This window comes from Thalassolituus sp. LLYu03 (assembly GCF_050507655.1).
Lineage (GTDB): Bacteria > Pseudomonadota > Gammaproteobacteria > Pseudomonadales > Oceanobacteraceae > Venatoribacter.
Genome location: NZ_CP191496.1, coordinates 321,499 through 338,410, shown reverse-complemented (window position 1 = coordinate 338,410; position 16,912 = coordinate 321,499). Strand labels below are relative to the sequence as shown.

The following is a 16,912-nucleotide window of genomic DNA, read 5'->3' as shown; positions in this document are numbered from 1 at the left end:
TATTTGCCCCGTAACGGTCGGCACTTACGGACTTTTTACGGCGGATGCCGGTATTCTGTAAGTCGTTGAGAGATTCCCGTCAGGGACAACCAGACCAATCAGGGTGACTGCGTGTTCAAACTCTTCCGACCGGTGCTGTACGTGTGTGGCATTCTGGCCTGTGTGATGGCCGGCCTGCTGCTGATTCCGGCGCTCTATTCCTGGTGGGTGAACGACAACGAGCTGGAAGCCTTCTTTCTCGCCTCGGCCTGCGTGGCGGTGTGTGGCATTCTGATGCTGGCACCGGGTTACACCGCGCCCTTCTCGCTCAACGCCCGTCAACTCTATCTGCTCACCAGCTTAAGCTGGCTGCAGCTGTCGTTTTACAGCGCCCTGCCGCTGGTGCTGGTTGATCACCCTCTGTCGTTCAGCGACGCCGTATTTGAAGCCGTGTCGGGCATTACCACCACAGGCTCCACCGTGCTGTCGCAACTGAATACCCTGCCGCCGTCGATTCTGTTGTGGCGCTCGATGCTGCAGTGGATCGGCGGTTTTGGTGTGATCGGTATGGCGGTGTCGATTCTGCCGTTCCTGCGGGTCGGTGGTATGCGTCTGTTCCAGACCGAATCCTCCGACTGGTCGGATAAATCCCTGCCGCAGTTTCACGATATGGCGCGCGGTCTGATGGCCGTGTATCTGGGCATGACCACCTTATGCGCACTGGCGTACTGGCTGGCGGGCATGAACGGCTTTGATGCCATTAACCACGCCATGACCACAGTATCGACCGGCGGCTACGCCACCGACGACAGCTCCATGGGCCGCTTTAATTACGGCATTCTGTGGATATCCACCGTCTTTATGCTGCTCGGCGGTATGCCGTTTACCCTGTTTATCCGCTTCCTCACCACGCGCCGGCTGGACATGCTGAAAGACCAGCAGGTCACCGCGTTTCTGACCATAGTGCTGTTTCTGGTGGCGATACTGACCCTGCAGCAGGTGCTGGCCGGCAACAGCGACGTGCTCGGCGTGCTGACGCATACGGCGTTTAATATCGTGTCGGTCATTACCACCACAGGCTTTGCCTCGCAGGATTACACCCAGTGGGGCATGTTCGCCGTGGCCATGTTCTTTTTCGTTACCTTTATGGGCGGCTGCTCGGGTTCTACCAGCGGCGGCATGAAAATATTCCGCTTCCAGCTGTCGTGGTTATTTCTGCGCGACCAGATGAATAAACTGGTGCACCCGCGTGGCATGTTCACGGTGCGCTACAACGGCAAAGCCGTGTCCGACGACATCATGGGCTCGGCCGTGGCTTTTTCGTTTTTATTCTTTCTGGTGCTGACCTTCACCACGCTGGCACTGGCACTGACCGGACTGGATTTCGTCACCGCCTTTACCGGCGCGGCCACCGCGCTGGCCAACGTGGGTCCGGGTCTGGGCGACATGATCGGCCCGGCCGGTAATTTCGCCGCCGTACCGGAAAGCGGTAAATGGATTCTGTGTTTCGCCATGATTCTCGGTCGTCTCGAATTACTGACCGTGATGGTGCTGTTAACCCCTGTGTTCTGGAAAGGCTGACCATGCCGGCAACCCAACTGCAGACCAATCTGCCCCGCCACTGGCTGATCGCACTGACTGTGCCCATGCTGGTCACGTTTATCTGCTGGCTGTTCGACCACATTCTGCCCGACGCCAGTCTGGTGCTGTTTTATCTGGCCGGTGTATTACTCACCGCCTTTACCACCGCCATCCGCCCGGCGTTACTGGCGGCGGTGATTTCTTTTCTGGCCTTTAATTTCTTTTTTACGGCGCCGCATTACACCCTGTACATACTGCACCGCGAAGATTTACTGACCGCCTCGATATTGATTCTGGTGGCCCTGGTCACAGGTCATCTGGCCGCCGGTCTGCGCGAAAAAGTGCAGGCGCTGGAAACCAGTATGCGCTGGACCCGCCAGCAGATGACGCTGGCTCAGGCGCTGGCCAACTGCATCAGCGCCGACGAATTACTGCGCACCTTTGCCGCCCACACCAGTCAGTACGCGGCCATCGGTCTGTACCGCATTGAACCGTTAAGCGGAATTTCCGCCGACGCCCGCCGCGGCGAACTGAATGTGGTGCACGGTGAAAAAAGCCTGACGCTGGCCGTGGCCGACGCCGACGGTCAGCCGCACGGATTAACCATTGTGTTTCTGCGCCCGCAACCGGCCTGGGCCAAAGCTCAGCTGGACGCCACGCTGGAATTGTTGCGTCTGGCCTTAAGCCGGGTGCAGCTGATCGACAACCTGCAGCAGGAAACCGTGGTAAAAGAACGCGAACAGCTGCGCTCGGCCCTGTTGTCGTCGATTTCCCACGATTTACGCACACCACTGGCGACCATGATCGGCTCGGTCAGCAGCCTGTGTGACCTGCGCGAAAATCTGAGCGAAAGCCAGCAGGATGAATTATTAAAAAATACCCTGTCAGAAGCGCGCCGCCTCGACCGTTACATTCAGAAATTACTGGATATGACCAAAATCGGTCAGGGCGAATTAAAGCTCGAGCGTGACTGGGTGGGCATGGACGACATCATCAGCGTCGCCCTGCGCCGGCTGAAACCTTTGCTGGATGGCCAGCAGGTGAATACCGACATCGAAGCCGATTTACCTTTGCTGTTCGTGCACGCGGCCCTGCTCGAGCAGGCGGTATTTAATGTGCTGGAAAATGCCGTGCGCTACACACCGGCAGGCGCCGCCATTCGCGTGCAGGTGCACAGAGACGACCGCCAGTTGCTGGTCGACATTACCGATTCAGGACCGGGCATTCCCGAGGCCCAGTGGCCACGTTTATTCGACATGTTTTACACCCTGGCACGGGGCGATCAGCAGACCGGCGGTACAGGTCTGGGGCTGACCATCTGTCAGGGCATTCTGGCCGCCCACGGCGGTCAGGTGAAGGTCTTGTTCAGCGCACCGGAAACCGGAACCTGCTTCCGCCTGAGCCTGCCACTGGAGCGCAATATGCCGGCGGAGGACAGTGAATGACGCGCATTCTGATCATCGACGACGAACCCCAGATCCGCCGCTTTTTAACCATCAGTCTGGAATCTCAGGGCTACGTTATCAGCGAAGCCGACAGCGGGCTGGCCGGGCTGGCGCAGATCCGGGCGCTGGCGCCGGATCTGATTATCCTCGACCTCGGTCTGCCGGATATGGACGGCCAGCAGGTGCTGAAAGAATTGCGCGGTTTTACCGACACGCCGGTGATCGTGCTGTCGGTGCGCAACAGCGAGCGCGAAAAAGTGCAGGCCCTCGACAGCGGCTGCAACGACTATGTGGAAAAACCGTTCGGCGTCAAAGAATTACTGGCCCGTATCCGCGCCGTGTTGCGCACGCAGGCACCGAAAGATGCGGCACCGCCGGGCTGGAGCGACGGCCATCTGAGTCTGGATTACGCCCAGCACACCGTCACCCTGAACGACGAACGCCTGCGTTTATCGCCGCGTGAATACGATTTACTGCAGGAGCTGGTACAGCACAGGGGCCAGATTCTGACCCAGCATTATCTGCTGAAAAAATACTGGGGATCGGAGCATCTGGACGATTCCCATTACCTGCGGATTTTTATCCGTCAGATCCGCAATAAAATCGGCGACGACCCGACCCGTCCGCGCTACATAGAAACCGAGCCCGGCGTGGGCTACCGGTTTATCGGCGAATAATCAGGCGCTGTCCTCTCCACCCGTCAGCCGCTCCTGCAGCCAGCTGACCAGAGGTTTAAAACGGTAATGCTGCACGTACGGCCGCACCTGCTCGAGGAAATCGCGGTAGCGACCGTCCGCCTCCAGCGTCTGCAGCGTTTCGCGCACCGCCAGAATATTGTGCTGACCAGCCTGCGCCATTAATTGGTTGAGCACATCCTGCGGCGGCAGCACCAGAGATACTTCATGCCGCTGGGCACAGGCCGTGCTGATCTGCTCCGGGCCTGTGACCGGCAAGGTCAGATCAAACCAGAATTCACTGCCCACACCCGCCTCGCTGCGCACATGCAGCTCACTGTCCATCAGGTGCACCAGACGCTGACTGATGGTTAAGCCAAGGCCCGACCCTTCGGCGCGGGTAATGGCGTTATCCAGCTGCTGGAACGGAATAAAAATCTGCCCCAGTTCGTGTTTCGCCATGCCGATGCCGGTATCGCGTACGCTGAAACGCAGCACCACAGACGTGCTTTTCTGCTGCAAGGTGGTGAGTTTAAAACTCACGCTGCCGCGTTCGGTGAATTTCACCGCATTGCTGAGCAGATTGAGCAGCACCTGACGCAGACGCTTGTCGTCGGTTCTGACGTGCACCGGCAGGGTGGGCGGAAATTCGCACTGAAACGTCAGCTCTTTCAGACGCGCACGGACGTCGGTCATTTCCACCAGCGTGCGCAGAAAATCGGGCAGGTTTACCTCGCGCGGGTAAATCGCCAGATTCGCTTCGTCCGCGCGGGAGAAATCGAGAATGTCGTTGATCATCAGCAGCAGGTGATCGGCGCTGCGGTCGATGGTCTCAATGCCACGGCCGTATTCCGCCATCAGTTTGCTGTCGGTTTTATAGATCTGGGTGTAACCCAGAATGGCGTTCAGCGGCGTGCGTAATTCGTGGGTAACGTTGGCCATAAAGCGCGTTTTGGCTTTGTCCGATGCTTCGATAATGCGCTTCGCTTCTGCCAGCCGGTGGAACATGCTGAGCATGGTCAGCCACACCACCACCACCAGCACCAGCGCCAGACTGGATTCGCGGAACAGACGCGACTGCATGTCGGCGCTCAGGGTCTGATAATAATCGTCGCCGATGGTAAAGGCGGCGACGCCCAGCAGATCGCCACGGCCATTAATTAACGGCACCGAATTATGGAAGCAGGTGGCGCAATCAAAATTGCCCTCGCTTAAATTGAGCGAACCCGGCGGTGAGTCGACCAGATCGTAATCGACCTCCAGCATCACGCCCTGCACCATGCGCTTGCCCACGGCCGGGTCGGTGACGATCAGAATTTCCTGCAGGGCGTCGTAAATCTGTTTCGCCCTGTGTTCCACCGGACTGTGCTCCAGTGTTTCCAGCAGCACGGTGGCCTGTGACTGCGCCAGAATCGACGCCTGAGTCTGGGCGGTTAAATACAGGCGCGGTTGCAGACTGTGACGCCAGTAACGGTCGAGGGAAAACACCAGCACCAGCAATAGCAGAATAAAACCGGCGGAAATCAGCAGGTGCTGACGCCAGTACAGCAACGACTGCAAACGGGCGCGGAGGACGGCAAAGCGGCCGGAATCAGTCATAGTGTTTGGCCACCGTCAGATAAAAACTTTTCAGCTCAATGCCACTGCGGCGCAGCGTCGCCATATTAATCAGCGGCCGCACGCTGGCTTCTACCGCCAGTCCGCCGAGCACACCGTTTTCCACATCGCCCTCAAACGGCGAGAACAGCACGACCTTGTGCTCTGTGCAGTAGCGCACCAGAGCGTCGAGTTCAGCGCGGCTGAGTTTTTCGGCGATAAACACCGCCGCCGGTGGCACGTCGCCGTGCAGCAGGTCGTCGAGGGCGCGCAGACGGATATTCACCGCCAGCTCACGCACCGACGGCAGGCTGTCGCTCAGGGCCTGCTGGTAATCGCGGGCGTCGCTGTCGTTGGCGGCGTACACCAGACTGATGTCCAGCTTCTGATCCGCGCCGAGCTTCTGCTCCAGCGCCAGATCGGCGCCGACAAAGGTGCGGAACAGTTTCAGGCCGACATACGCCCGGCGGTCGCTGAACGCGTCCGCCAGCAGGCTGTGTGACGGCAAGGCACACAGCACCAGCATCAGGGACAGGCTGAGCCAGCTGCGCCAGCCGCCTTTGCCGATCATCAGAATCCGTACTCCAGCTGCAGCCAGCCGCTGCGGCCACCGTGCGGCAGACCGTGCGGGTACTGAGCCGGTGACGGTGCGGTGTTGTACACCTCGTCACCGATGTTTTTCACCGCCGCGATCAGGGTTAAATCCTGAACGCCGGCCACGTCGCTCAGCGCCAGCGAGTAATCCACCAGCGCGTAGTCGTCGTAGCGGCGGGTATGATCTCCGCTTAATACCGTCACTTCCCAGCCCTCCTGTTGGCCTACGTAACGTACCCGCACACTGTGCTCAAGACGGCTGCTCTGGTGCCAGGTCAGGCCGGCGTTGGCCAGCCAGTCGACAGCACCGAGCAGTTTTCCGTCCTCGTCCAGATGATCGCGGGCGTGGGTATAACTGATGTTGGAACGTAACTCCCAGTCGCGTCCCAGCGTGCGCCGCCACTCCACCTCGGCGCCATAGGTGTCGATATCCCCGCGGTTACGCCACAACGGCGCCTGCCCCGGCTTGATGTAATACTCGATCAGATCACGCACTTCGGTGCTGAACAGCGTGGTACGCAGCACCTGACCGGCGCTGCGGTAGATGTACGCCGCTTCCCACGAATGCACGGTTTCTTCGCGCAGATCGCGCGCCCCCAGCGCCGGACGGCTGAAGGTATTGGCGCCGAAGTAGGTTTCCTGCAGCGTCGGCGGGCGGAAGGCCTCGGCGTACTGCAGCTTCACAATGTGCTGATCACCGGCACGCCATACCGCCGCCAGACGCGGCGAAGTCTGGCTGCCCCAGTCGTCGTAGTCGTCGTAACGGGCACCCACGGTGACTTCCAGCGCCTCGTTCAGCTGCCACTGATCCTGCAGGGTGAGGCTGTTGAGCTGCCGCCGGGCACCGGGCTCTACCCGCGCCTGATCGTCAGTGCCACGCTCGGCCGGCAGACCAATCGCCTGCAGCTCACGCCAGGCGTCTTCCACTTCGTACTGACTGCTGCCGAGCTCCGCCAGCCAGGTATGGGCACCGAGCACGCCACTGAGTGACAGCGCCGCACGCTGGCTGTTGTCCTGACTGTAATCGGTGCGGAACTGATCAAGCGGAATCGGTGCACTGGCCCCCGGCGGCGTCACTCCGGCCGGAATCGGCAGATACGCTGCGTCGCGCAGACGGGTGTCCTGACGGCTGAGACTCAACCCCAGCGTCAGGCTCTCAGTCAGCGCCCAGTCTTTGCTCAGGCTGATGCTGGTGACCTGCTCCTGACGCACGCCTTCTTCACTCGGCAACGCGGCGTTTTCGCCGTAGCCCGGACCGCGTTCGGTGTACACCTGACTGAGCGCCAGCTGATAGCCACTCAGCTCAACAGCGGCGTTCAGCACCTGACCTTGTTCGTGGTCGTACACATCCCCCGGCGCGTAACCCGTATTCGGGTAAAAGTTATCAATGCCGGTCTGCAGGCCGCTGTTGGCGCGGCGCCAACCGACCAGATTGAGCTGCACACCGGCGTTGCCAATGGTCTGCGCCAGCTGGGCATTCACACCGCGGGCGCTGTCGCTGCCGGCGCGGGCGCCAACGGCACTGCCGCTGCGCGGAATGACGTTCACCACCCCCGAGAAGGCAAACTCACCGTGCAGTGCCGAACCCGGCCCGCGGATCACTTCGATGCGTTCCACCTGAGTCAGCGGCAGCCGGAACACCCAGTCGGCGGAGGCATCCACCGCACGGTTCATGGGCACGCCATTGAGCAGCACCTTCAGGTTGTTGCCGGTCAGGGTGGCGCCGACGCCGCGCACTATGGTGCGGGTGTCGCCGTCGTTGGCCTGCGTAATGTAGAAACCGGCCACCAGCGAGAGCGCCTCCTGCACGGTCGACAGGCCAAAGCGCTGGGCGTCTTCGGCGTACAGCACGGTCATCATGCCCGGTACGTAATCGGCGTTCATGCGCGTATGCGTGGCCAGTGCGGTTTCTTCCTGCAGCATGGCCATCAGCTCCGCCAGCTCGGCCTCGTCGGCGCTGTCGGCGCTGTCGGCGCTGTCGGCAGCGAAGGCAACCAGTGGCAGACTCAGCAGCGCAGCGGCGGCCAGCCCTGTGCCAGGCGACAGCCGCCGCGAGCGGCCATCCGGCTGTGCCTGAGGCGCAAACAGGGACGAAGAAATCAGACGGGTCAGAGTGAGTCGGCGCACTGCAGCCATGGGCGGCTCTCCAGAATTCTCAGCGGTGGCAATGGGGTCTGCGGCCGCGCCTGCGCGGCCAGTGCGAAGAGTACCGTTATACCCGCCATTCCCCAAGCCTCACGCCGGGCTCAGGCCCAGCAGCGGGCTTCAAGCCCCAGCTGTTTCATCACCCGGTGCCTGAGTGCCGGCAGCGACACCGGCTTGCACAGGTAATCGTCGGCGCCCAGCCGCAGGCCGGCGACAATCGACTGCGCCTCGACCTTAGCGGTCAGGAACAGCAGCGGAATATCGCGCAGGTGCGGGTCCTGCTTCAGTGCCCGCGCCACGGCAAAGCCGTCCATGCCCGGCATCATCACATCCAGCAGAATCAGATCCGGGCGGCGGCTGCGGGCAATTTCCAGCCCTTCTTCGCCGTTGGTCGCCACGCGGATTTCCAGCGCTTCACGCGCCATGTAATCCACCATCACATCCAGATTGGCGGGGACATCGTCGATGATCAGAATCAGGGGAACAGGCTGAGGGTGCAGGGTCATATCGGGCTCCGGTGAGTGACTTCCTTGGTTTACATTGGAATTGCACATTTCGGGCCAGAGATTTTTATCTTTAAAAATCAGATAGTTATAAATATTTACCCGACACTTACGCGGTCTATGAGCAGTTTTATCAGCCCCAACAGCCGGGTTTCGCTTGGGTTTCGCTTATAGCCGCTTATACTGGCCATCCCGCTACAGGAGCTGCCTATGTCCGCCACCCCGCTGGTGCTGATCGTCGACGATCAGCCGGAAAATCTGGATGTTCTGGTTCATTATCTGGCCGGCAGCGGCCTGAATCTGGCCGTCGCCACCAATGGTCAGGAAGCGCTGGACATCGCCGCCAGCAACCCGCCCGACCTGATTCTGCTGGACGTGATGATGCCCGGCCTGAACGGCTATGAGGTGTGCCGCGCCCTGAAAGCCCGCGCCGCCAGTGCCCATACGCCGGTGATTTTTATGAGCGCCCTGTCCGATACCGGCAACAAGCTGGAAGGCTTTAACGCCGGTGCCATCGACTACCTGACCAAACCCCTGCAGCGCGAAGAAGTGCTGGCGCGCATTCACGCCCACCTCACCATCGCCCGTCAGCAACAGGAGCTGGAACACAAGAATCAGCAGCTGCAGCAGCTGAATCAGGAACTGCAGCAACAGATTGACCGCCGCCTGCAGGCCGAAGATGCCCTGCAGCGCAGCGACGCCACCCTGTCGGCGTTAACCCGTCAGGAAGCGGAACGCTGGGGCATCGACGCCTTTGTCGGCCAGAGCACCGCCGTTACCCAGCTGCTGGACGACGTACGCGCCCTGCAACAGGCCGCCGACACCAACGTTCTGGTGCTGGGCGAAAGCGGCACCGGCAAAGAGCTGGTGTCGCGCGCTATTCACTTCGGCAGCGCCCGCGCCAGTCGCCCCTTTATTGCCGTGAACTGCTCGGCGATTCCGGCCGAACTGGCCGACGCCGAGTTTTTCGGCCACACCAAGGGCGCTTACACAGGCGCCACCAGCGACCGGCGCGGCTTCTTTGAACAGGCCGACGGCGGCACCCTGTTTCTCGATGAAATCGGCGATATGCCGCTGGCGTTGCAGGCCAAACTGCTGCGCGTGCTGGAAGACGGCCTGGTCACCCCCATCGGCGGGCGCCAGAGCCGCAAAGTGAACGTGCGCGTGGTGGCCGCCACCAACGTCGGCCTGCGCGAACGGGTGCAGAGCAAAGCCTTCCGTCAGGACCTCTACTTCCGTCTGTGCGGTTACTGCATCGACCTGCCGCCGCTGCGGCAGCGCCCGGGTGACGTGCCCCTGCTGGCCGGGCATTTCCTGCACCAGCTCAGCCGCCAGATGGGCCGCGACTGCCCGCAACTGACCGCCGCCGCGCTGGCGGCCCTCAGTGCCTATCACTACCCGGGTAACGTGCGCGAACTGCGCAACATGGTGGAGTTCGCCCTGATCGCCAGCCGCGGCCAGCCGATTGCCCGCGCGCATCTGCACTTTATGGAACCGCTGGCCGACAACGGCCTGCTGGCCACCAGCCCGGCTGCACCGGTCGTGACTAACCCGCCAGTGACAGCGGCACCCGTGGCAACACAGCCTCTGTCTGCCGGTGGCACGTTGCCCGAAAGCACGGCGCCCACAGACACACTGGCCGCCGATGAAGAACGCCTGCTGGCCCACGCCCGCCAGTTCGGCCGCATCGACAACACCGCCGCGCAGACGCTGCTGGCCGTCGATCACGGCCGGGCGTCTTACCTGCTGAAGAAGCTGCACAAAGACGGTCAGCTGGCCAAACAGGGCGAGCGCCGCTGGGCCTATTACACCCCGGTCTAAGCGCCGGCACAGAACCCGACACAGACCCCAGCACAGTCCTGAGCGGCGGTATAAGCAGGCTATAAGCAACCTATAAGCAAACGAACGCGAAAGCGGGCCCGGATTCTTTAAGCGGCCCGCGTCCGACGCTTATTAATCATCATAAGCTATTGATTTTAAAGGACTTAAAAGACTGGCAATGATTTTGCTCTGACCGGAAACAACTGTGTTCCCGAGAGGAGTTTCCGATGAGCAGGTTCCCCGATTCCCTGATGCCAGCGCGCCCTGTCTGGCTGACCGCCCTGCTGGCCGCCAGCCTGACCCTGACCGCCTGCGGCGGTGCCACCACTCAGTCCACGACCGACGACAGCACGGACAGCAGCAGCCAGACCAGCAACGACAGCAGCTCAACAGACAACAGCTCGACAGACAGCAGCTCAGGCAGCGGTTCAGACAACTCGTCCGGTTCAGGCTCTTCGGACTCTGGCAGCACAGACTCCGGCTCGGGTTCTGATTCTGGCTCGGGTTCCGATTCAGGCTCTGATCCGGACTCCGGCAGTGCCAGCAACAGCGCGCCTGTGGTGTCCGCCGGTGCCGACCAGTATCTCTACACCGGCGCCAGCGCGACCCTCGCGGGTTCCGCCACCGATGCCGACGGCGACAGTCTGACCAGCAGCTGGACCATCATCAGCAAACCGGACGGCAGCAGTGCCAGCATCTCCAGCGCCAGCAGTCTGAGCGCCACCTTGGTGACCGACATCGCGGGCCAGTATCAGCTGCAGCTGAGCGTCAGTGACGGCGAAGCCAGCAGTACCGATCAGGTCAGCATCACCACCGCCGGCTGGATTCTGAACACCAGCGACCGCTCCACCTACATAACCGAAAGCAGCACGGGCGTGCTGGTGAACGTGCAAAGCGTCAGCAGCGGCAGCCAGTCGGGCACGGCTTACCTCACCGTCAGCGCCACCGGCATTCCGGACTACACAGTCACCCTGACGCAGGCCGACATCGACAGCCTGAACGCGCGCCCGAACGCCGCCACCGACTTCACCGGCGGTGCCACGTCGGCCAGCAGCGGCGACGTTATTCAGTTCGGTGAAAGCATCGGCTACAAAACCACAGGCCCGGGCTGCGACCTCGGCTACTGGCCACCGGGCCCGGCCTGCCCGAGCGATCAGGACAAGGTACAGAAGCTGCCCACCGAACCGGAACCGGCCAGCACCACCTGCGCCACCTCAATCAACAGCATTGGCCTGATGCTGAACGGCACCGCCATCTTCAACTGGGACGACGGCCAGAGCTACAACAGCGCCAACGTGTGGAACAACTTGGCGCCGGTGTTTGAGCAGTACGACGTGGATATCTGCATGGGCCACGCCCAGCAGCAGGGTAATTATCACCACCACATGTACTCCGCCTGTCTGCAGACCCTGTTGCAGGACAGCGGCACGGGTCACTCACCGATCTACGGTTTTGCCGCCGACGGCTACCCGATTTACGGCCCTTACTACAGCGCCGGCGTACTGGCCAAACCCTCGTGGGTGAAACGCGATTACAGCGCCGCCAGCGAATCCGGCTGCGGGGTTGAAGGCGTGCGCCGCTGCCAGCTGAACGACCAGTACGACCTGAGCAAGGGCACCAAACTGGTCACCGTCGGCCCGACTACGTCGGCCACCGTCACTACTCAGTCGGGCAACAGCATCACCGCCGTAAGCGGCGTGTATTTCGAGGACTACTACCACGACGCCACCCTGACCGCGCTCGGGGGTGAGTATCTGGATGAACACAACGGCCACGACCACGACGGTCTGGGTTACCACTACCACGTCACCGCTGAGCTCGTGAGCGGCAGCCTGTCGCCTGTGTTCCCGTATCAGATCGGACCGACCTTTTACGGTGAACTGCCAGCCGCCACCTTCGCCATCTGCGATTAAGCGGCGCCCAGCCAATAAGGAGAAACGCCATGAATCACACATTGACCGGATTACTGACGCTGCTAACGCTGGCGCCTGTGGTGGGTGCCCTGACCTCGGAAATGGCGGAACCGCCGGTGCCGGAAATGCGCCTGATGCCAGCGCCCGACAGCCTGATTGTCAGCGACTCAAAAGCCGCCATGACTCATGCCGGCATGGCCGGTATGAGCGGCATGCAGCACGCGGGCATGAACGGCATGACCCAAACAGCCATGACCAGTGCCGACGAACCGCAAGGCTGCAACGCCGTGGTCACGCTGGCCATGAACGACGCCCTGAATCCGGGGATGCAGCACGGCAGCAGCGCCCATGAAATGCCGGCGGACCTGCCGGTGCCGCAACTGGCGCTGACGCTGACCGCCGACAGCATGTCGGGCATTAACCTGCACATGACTCTGCGCGATTTCGCCCTGCAGCCACCGGGCACAGAGCCCGTGCAGGGCGTGCTCAGCGGTCACGCGCACCTGTATGTGAACGGTAAGAAAATTCAGCGTCTGTACGGCCCGGATGTGCATATCCCGGCCGAAACGCTGAATCCTGGGGTGAATCTGGTGCTGGTGTCACTCAACGACGACATGCACGCGACTTACACCCACGAAGGGCGCGAGCTGATGAGCTCGGTGTTTATCCGCCCGCAGGCGCAACAACTGACCGTGGTGCACACCTACAACAGCAGCCCGCTGGGCGACACGGCCGTCGACTGACCGCCGTTCAGACGCAGGCGCTCTAAACACAGGCGCGCTAAACACAGGCGCGCTAAACACAGGCGCACTAAACACAGGCCCACTGCTGACACTGACGGGCGTAGCGGGCCGCCAGCGCCGGCGGCAGTTCGTAGGTTTCGGCCAGACAGGTCTGGTCGAGCAGCAGATCCACCGGCCCCAGCGCACAGACACGGCCGTTTTTTAACATCAGCACGCGGTCGGCCCAGCTGGCCGCCAGGGCGATGTCGTGCATCACCGCCAGCGTCGCCGTGCCCTGCCGGGCAAAATCGCGGATCACCGCCATCACGCCGTGCTGATGCGCCGGGTCGAGGGCTGAGGTGCATTCGTCGAGCAGCAGGTAATAGCCCTGCCCGCTGTGGCGCGCTTCCCAGATCTGCACCAGCACCCGCGCCAATTGCACGCGCTGCTGTTCGCCACCGGACAAGCCCGGATACTGACGCTGACGCAGATGCCAGACGCCGGCCAGTTGCATGGCCTCGCGCTGGGCGCCCTGAGTCTGCTGATCGTCGCCATGAGGACTGCGCCCCATGGCCACCACCTGCCAGACCCGCAGCGGAAACGACAGCTGCACCGTCTGCTGCATCACCGCCAGACGGCGCGCCCGCTGGCCGGCCACCCAGTGGTTGAGCGGCCGGTTCTGCAGCAGCACGTCGCCCTGGCTAGCCACCCGGCTGCCGCTCAGGCAATCGAGCAGAGTCGATTTACCGGCGCCGTTCGGCCCCAGCACGGCCAGCCGCTCACCGGGTTTTAACGTCAGGCTGACGTTGTCGAGCAGGGTTTTGTGCCCCACCGTTACAGTCAGATTCTGTGCCTTCAGCATCAGCGCCACCTCCCTGCCTGTTGCAGTAATAATCCGAGAAACACAGGCCCGCCGATCAGCGCCATCACCAGCCCCACCGGCAGATCGGCCGGTGCCAGCAGGGTGCGCGCCAGGGTATCGGCCAGCAGCAGAAGCAGTGCGCCCCCCACCGCCGAGGCCGGCAGCAGATACCTGTGATCAGCCCCGATCAGCAGCCGCAGCAGGTGCGGAACAACTAAACCGATAAAACCGATCATGCCCACCACCGCCACCGCAGCACCGACCATCATGGCGGCGCAGGCCAGCAACCAGCGCCGCGCGCGCTGCACGTCGAAGCCCAGATGTTCGGCCACGCGCTCGCCCATCAGCAGGGCGTTCAACACCCGGGCCGAGCGCAGGCTGATCAGCAGCGGCAAAAGAATGAACAGCAGCAACGCCAGAATTTCGCGCCAGCGGCCATAGGCCAGCGAGCCCATCGACCAGAAGGTCATGTCGCGCAGCTGCTGGTCGTTGGCCATATAGGTGAGTACCCCGGTGGCGGCACCGGCCAGCACATTCACCGCCACGCCGGCGAGCAGCAACAGCGCCACCTGCGTCTGGCCATGACGGGTACCGAGACGGTAAATCACCAGAGTCACCCCCAGACCACCGGCAAAGGCCGCCAGTGGTAAGGCAAAGGGGCCGGTCAGACTGACCCAGCCGGCCAGCCAGGTGCTGCTCAGCACGATCACGGCCACTGCCGCCAGCGCCGCCCCCGACGCCACGCCAATCAGCCCCGGATCGGCCAGCGGATTGCGGAACACGCCCTGAGTCAGGGTGCCGGCCACCGCCAGTCCGGCGCCGACCAGCATGGCCAGCACGACCCTGGGCAAACGCAGTTCGCGCACCACCCAATCGGCGGCGCCGGACGATGGCGCCTGCGTCAGTGCATTCAGCAACCCCTGCCCGACGTCGCTGCCGGACAAAGCCATGGGCCCGCTCAACAACGACCACACCGCCGCCGGCAACAGCGCCGCTGATAAGGCCCAGAACGGCCACCAGGGCGACCAGCGCGGACGGCTGAAGGTGGTGGATGCCTGCACGTCGCTCATGGTCAGTCCGGTACCGTCGCCAGTGCCGCCGGCGCCCAGCGACCCGCCACCTGCGGATACAACAGCGGCAGGACCGCGCTTAACGCCTCGGGCAGACGCGGGCCGAAGCCCAGAATCAGGCCGGCATCCAGGCCGTGCACTCGGGCGTTCTGCGCCGCCGGGGTCATCGCCAGCAGAGGTTGCAGGCTGTCCGTGGCCATGGCGCCGGTCTGACCGACCAGCACCACCTCGGGCGCCGCCTGCAACGCGCTTTCGGCATTCACCGGCTTGTAGCCCTGATGTGCCAGCACGTTGTGCGCGCCGGTCATGCTCAACAGCGCCTGTGCCCGCGTGGCACTGCCGGCCGCCATCAGCCCCCGGCCACCGGCCCCCATCAGAAACAGGGTGCGCGGCGACTCACCGTCGGGAATGGCATCCAGCACACGTTGGGTATCGGCCAGCACCTGTGTCGCCAGTGCCTCGCCCTGTACCGGGATGTCCAGCGCCTGAGCGACCTGGCGGATTTTATCGGCCACGCCCGCGGCCGAATCGTCGGTGCTGATGCGCACCACCTGCACACCGGCGGCGCTCAGCTGATCAAACACCACCGCCGGACCGGCGTCGCGGCTGGCCAGCACCGTGGCCGGGCGCAGCGACAGAATGCCTTCGGCCGACAGCGCGCGCATGTAGCCGACCTGCGGCAGCTGCTGCGCCGCCGCCGGGTAGAGACTGGTGGTATCCACGCCCAGCAGACGCTGTTCGGCGCCTAAGGCATAGACGATCTCGGTCAGGGCGCCGTCGACGCTGACAATGCTGCCTGTCTTGCTGGTGCCTGTATTGTTGGCGCCTGAATCAGAAGCCGGCTGACTGGCCGTCGCACCGCAGGCAGCGCAGACCAGCAACAGCCCCAGAGCGCGGGCGCTTATCCGCAGCAGGCCGCTCATGCCGCACTTTCCTCGCGCAGGGCGTGTCGCTCAGCCAGCTGATTGGCCAGTGTCCGCCACGCGCCCTGTTCGGCTTCGCCGTTATGGCGTTCACCAAACAACAGCGCCAGCTGACGCCCCTGGGTGTCGAACACTTCCAGCGACGTTACCAGACCATCGGCGGTTGGCTTACGCACAATCCAGGCGCTGCCGATGGCAGTGGTGTCGGCGTGCAGGTTGAAATCCGGGTCGAGCACGTTAAACCACGGGCCGGTGCGTTTCAGATTACGCACGGTGCCGGTGTGAATCTGAATCACACCCGGACTGCCGACGAACACCATGATGGATAAATCCGTCGCAGCAGCCTGGGTTAAAGCGTCTTCAAAGGCGGCAGCGGCCACCGGCAACGCCAGATCGTCGGGCACATTTTCGTAGGCCGGAATGCGTTCAATGCCGTGCTTTTTCAGCATCGCCTGAAAATGGTGAACGTCTTTTAATGCGCGCCATTCTTCTTCCAGTGCCGCGCCGTCGAGGGCCGCCGGCTGCGACAGAAAATCGGTTTTTTCGCCCGCGTCCACCGGCACAGGAATCGACTGTTCGCCGGCAGCATGGCGTTCAACCAGCGCACGGAATTGCGCCATATCGGTATTGGCGGTGGCGTAAATTTTATGCACCGCCTCACCCTGACCATCAAAAAACTGCAGGCTGTTACGCTCGCCGTGGGCGGTGATTTCCGTTACGGCAAAGCCGGTAATAAAACGGGTAAAGAAAATACGCAGATCAATGACACCCAGCGCCAGACCCATGTTGCCGTGAATGCTGATGTTTTTATATTGACCGGTTTTTTCGTGCACCATGGCGTCGTTGCGGGTCAGCGCCATGACTTCACCGAGCGACTCAATTTCGCTCAGGATTTTTTTAAAATCGCCGTTCAGACGAATCACGTTACCGTCGGTCTGGGTTTCAGCCCCCTGACGGGTGGCCAGTAATTCCGCTTCGCTGACGCCAAGCAAAGCTGCCGCATTACGGATGCGCAGCGCCGGGTTGTCGTTCAGCAAGGCCTGCCAGCGTTGTGCCAGTTCCTGATATGCCTGATTCATAAGGT

General features: G+C 62.3%; 14 protein-coding genes. 6 read left to right on the top strand and 8 right to left on the bottom strand.

Going from position 1 to position 16,912, the window contains the following annotated elements; translation table 11 throughout:
• Positions 1–111 precede the first annotated feature (111 nt).
• From ACQUQU_RS01595 to ACQUQU_RS01585, 3 genes are read left to right on the top strand one after another with little or no spacing between them, the layout of a single operon-like run.
• A complete protein-coding gene (locus ACQUQU_RS01595; RefSeq protein ID WP_430461496.1) occupies positions 112–1,560 on the top strand; it encodes a TrkH family potassium uptake protein in 1,449 nt (482 codons plus the stop codon).
• Between the two features lie 2 nt (positions 1,561–1,562).
• Positions 1,563–3,005, top strand: a complete 1,443-nt coding sequence (locus tag ACQUQU_RS01590; RefSeq protein WP_430461495.1) for a sensor histidine kinase — start codon at positions 1,563–1,565, stop codon at positions 3,003–3,005.
• Positions 3,002–3,682: a response regulator gene (locus ACQUQU_RS01585; RefSeq protein WP_430461494.1), complete on the top strand. Its 681-nt coding sequence runs from the start codon at positions 3,002–3,004 to the stop codon at positions 3,680–3,682. Before ACQUQU_RS01590 ends, ACQUQU_RS01585 begins: the two co-directional genes overlap by 4 nt.
• On the opposite strand, the gene ACQUQU_RS01580 is transcribed toward ACQUQU_RS01585, so the two are convergent.
• The 4 genes from ACQUQU_RS01580 to ACQUQU_RS01565 form a co-directional block, all read right to left on the bottom strand.
• Entirely contained in the window at positions 3,683–5,278 is a 1,596-nt protein-coding gene (locus ACQUQU_RS01580) for a sensor histidine kinase (protein ID WP_430461493.1), read from the bottom strand. It lies immediately after the preceding gene.
• The gene (locus ACQUQU_RS01575) at positions 5,271–5,846 is read right to left on the bottom strand and encodes a hypothetical protein (RefSeq protein WP_430461492.1); all 576 of its coding nucleotides are present in this window, start codon (positions 5,844–5,846) and stop codon (positions 5,271–5,273) included. Before ACQUQU_RS01575 ends, ACQUQU_RS01580 begins: the two co-directional genes overlap by 8 nt.
• Positions 5,846–8,005 carry a TonB-dependent receptor plug domain-containing protein gene (locus ACQUQU_RS01570; protein WP_430461491.1) on the bottom strand — a complete coding sequence of 720 codons (2,160 nt, stop codon included), beginning with the start codon at positions 8,003–8,005 and terminating at the stop codon, positions 5,846–5,848. Before ACQUQU_RS01570 ends, ACQUQU_RS01575 begins: the two co-directional genes overlap by 1 nt.
• Positions 8,006–8,115: 110 nt before the next feature.
• Positions 8,116–8,520: a response regulator gene (locus ACQUQU_RS01565; RefSeq protein WP_430461490.1), complete on the bottom strand. Its 405-nt coding sequence runs from the start codon at positions 8,518–8,520 to the stop codon at positions 8,116–8,118.
• A 207-nt stretch (positions 8,521–8,727) separates the two neighbouring features.
• Between ACQUQU_RS01565 and ACQUQU_RS01560 the strand changes: the two genes are divergently transcribed.
• The 3 genes from ACQUQU_RS01560 (at position 8,728) to ACQUQU_RS01550 (ending at position 12,994) form a co-directional block, all read left to right on the top strand.
• Positions 8,728–10,338 (top strand): sigma-54-dependent transcriptional regulator, encoded by a 1,611-nt coding sequence (locus ACQUQU_RS01560; protein ID WP_430461489.1) that lies wholly within the window; start codon positions 8,728–8,730, stop codon positions 10,336–10,338.
• 227 nt (positions 10,339–10,565) lie between these two features.
• On the top strand, positions 10,566–12,251 hold the full coding sequence (locus tag ACQUQU_RS01555; protein ID WP_430461488.1) for a YHYH protein: 1,686 nt from the start codon (positions 10,566–10,568) through the stop codon (positions 12,249–12,251).
• A gap of 29 nt (positions 12,252–12,280) precedes the next feature.
• Positions 12,281–12,994 carry a hypothetical protein gene (locus tag ACQUQU_RS01550; RefSeq protein ID WP_430461487.1) on the top strand — a complete coding sequence of 238 codons (714 nt, stop codon included), beginning with the start codon at positions 12,281–12,283 and terminating at the stop codon, positions 12,992–12,994.
• Positions 12,995–13,061: 67 nt separating this feature from the next.
• Here the strand turns inward: ACQUQU_RS01550 and ACQUQU_RS01545 are convergent, their stop codons facing one another.
• From ACQUQU_RS01545 to ACQUQU_RS01530, 4 genes are read right to left on the bottom strand one after another with little or no spacing between them, the layout of a single operon-like run.
• Entirely contained in the window at positions 13,062–13,805 is a 744-nt protein-coding gene (locus ACQUQU_RS01545; RefSeq protein WP_430463003.1) for a heme ABC transporter ATP-binding protein, read from the bottom strand.
• Between the two features lie 29 nt (positions 13,806–13,834).
• Positions 13,835–14,905, bottom strand: coding sequence for a FecCD family ABC transporter permease (locus tag ACQUQU_RS01540; RefSeq protein WP_430461486.1), 1,071 nt, complete (start codon positions 14,903–14,905; stop codon positions 13,835–13,837).
• Positions 14,906–14,907: 2 nt separating this feature from the next.
• A complete protein-coding gene (locus ACQUQU_RS01535; protein ID WP_430461485.1) occupies positions 14,908–15,828 on the bottom strand; it encodes a heme/hemin ABC transporter substrate-binding protein in 921 nt (306 codons plus the stop codon).
• Positions 15,825–16,907 carry a hemin-degrading factor gene (locus ACQUQU_RS01530; protein ID WP_430461484.1) on the bottom strand — a complete coding sequence of 361 codons (1,083 nt, stop codon included), beginning with the start codon at positions 16,905–16,907 and terminating at the stop codon, positions 15,825–15,827. The genes ACQUQU_RS01535 and ACQUQU_RS01530 overlap by 4 nt, the downstream gene beginning before the upstream one ends.
• Positions 16,908–16,912 lie beyond the last annotated feature (5 nt).